This window comes from Shimwellia pseudoproteus (assembly GCF_016415625.1).
In the GTDB taxonomy this organism is placed as follows: Bacteria; Pseudomonadota; Gammaproteobacteria; order Enterobacterales; family Enterobacteriaceae; genus Shimwellia; species Shimwellia pseudoproteus.
This window is the reverse complement of the sequence record NZ_WBXP01000109.1, coordinates 1-1,896: the sequence shown is the minus strand read 5'-3', so window position 1 is coordinate 1,896 and position 1,896 is coordinate 1. Positions and strand designations below refer to the sequence as shown.

The 1,896-nt window shown below is 33.6% G+C and carries 1 protein-coding gene; it reads right to left on the bottom strand.

Annotation, left to right across the window (positions count from 1 at the left end):
• Positions 1 to 413: 413 nt before the first annotated feature.
• Positions 414 to 1,790: a glycosyltransferase gene (locus F9C28_RS19920; protein WP_199016968.1), complete on the bottom strand. Its 1,377-nt coding sequence runs from the start codon at positions 1,788 to 1,790 to the stop codon at positions 414 to 416.
• Between the last annotated feature and the right edge of the window lie 106 nt (positions 1,791 to 1,896).

Sequence of the window (1,896 nt, the reverse complement as noted above, 5' to 3'; positions counted from 1 at the left end):
TGACGAAAGCAGGTATGCCTGAAAGTGTGCGTATTGCCTGAAAACACAACCCGCTACGGGGGAGACTTACCCGAAATCTGATTTATTCAACAAAGCCACCCGAAATCTGATTTATTCAACAAAGCCGGGAAAATGTTATAACTAACACATGATTTTTTTATTTTGATTTATATCATAGAACACTAATAATTGATACAGTGAGCTATAAGTCAATATTTTCCATACCGCTATTTTATTGAAGGAAGTCACAAAATAATAACTTAAAAGTTATCATTAACATCATAACACTATAACCATGGTGATTATATATAATCAATTATTATTGATTAGGCCTCATCCTCCATTATTTTTAACTAATAAATAATTTCCTTTATATACTCAGGATACACCATGTTTTTAATTTCATTAAATAATTAGTTTGTTAACATATTTTTTATTTTACGCAAAATCTTTAAGAGTGTATTTCCATGGTTATTTGCATTACAAATACTATCCTTTATTATATCAAGCTTATTATCTAACACCATAAATCTATCGTGAGCCCAACCAAATTGTTGTTGAGAATACAAGGCATCAACTTTATTATTTACATCAATAAGCATAGAGTTATTGCTAGCATGTTCCAGTTGGCTTTTCAGTTCATCAACTTGTTGTAGTAATGCAGGTAACATACTCATAGCAAAACCATATTTTAAATTATCATTAATAAAGGGTCGATAGCTACGAAATTCATTTCTTGCTTTATTCCCGCTTAGAAGCATTCCAGAAGGAGAAACACGATACCAGAATAAAGCTTCAGGCACGACCATCAAATTATATCCTTTTAATACTGCCTTCAGGAAAAACTCCCAGTCCTCATGGCCAACGCCAACGTCTTCTGTAAAACCACCCATATCAATAAATACCGATCGTTTTATTAGAGCATTGGCATCACCAAAACAATTATTAAAAGCAGCAATATTGAGATCATCGCCCAGGGGTAACCAGCAATGTGTCATTTTCCTGAAAGGCGCAGGAAACTCCATATCAAAAATCAAATCACTTGGCGTAGTAAGAATATCAGCTTGTGTATTAATTGCTGCCTTAATGAAATTTTCTATCTCACAGGGTTTTGCAACATTATCATCATCCATAAATAGCAGATAATCGCCTTTTGCATGTTTAGCTGCCAGATTTCTAGCCGCACCAAGATAATTATTTTCGCCCGTTATAATTTTCCAGTTATTTTTCTCAAATTCATCATTTAATAAATTCAAATAGTTATAAGACTCTTCTTTAACACTCCCATCATCGACAAGTATGATTTCAATGTTTTTATAACTTTGCGTTCGTAACGAGGCGATTGCTTGCTGGAGCAATTCACTGCGATCATGATGGGTTATACAAACGCTAACCAATGGGAAATTATATTCATCAACCTCAAGCGCATGATTAATATAGCAAAATGAGAAAGCATCAAGCCACAACCCATTAATATAACACTGACTATAAATCAACCCTGGTTTGCAATCAATATTATCCAACCGTAATTTTATCTTATCACTAAGCCGTGCAGGATTTAGCTCAAACAATATATTATCATGTGCATACTCAGGAATAAGTTCAGCAATGCCACCAACATTAGACGCAATGAAATTAACATTAGATATCAAACACTCATATACTGTATAAGGTGAATTATCCAGTATTGATGGTATAACTACTAAAACGTTTCTATCTTTTAAATAATCATTGGCTTGAGTTCTGTTATAATGACTAATCACTTTGTACGGTAAATTTATACTGCGCATATTTATGTCGGCTTTGTTGAATAAATCGAACTTTTAGCCGAAATTAGGATCAGATCACCACACTCCTGACCCTGTAGCGACATCCTGTGACAAAGCAAAAGTTCAA

Excerpts from the sequence above, each read along its gene's own strand:
- F9C28_RS19920 (WP_199016968.1), bottom strand. The coding sequence starts at position 1,790 with ATGCGCAGTATAAATTTACCGTACAAAGTGATTAGTCATTATAACAGA.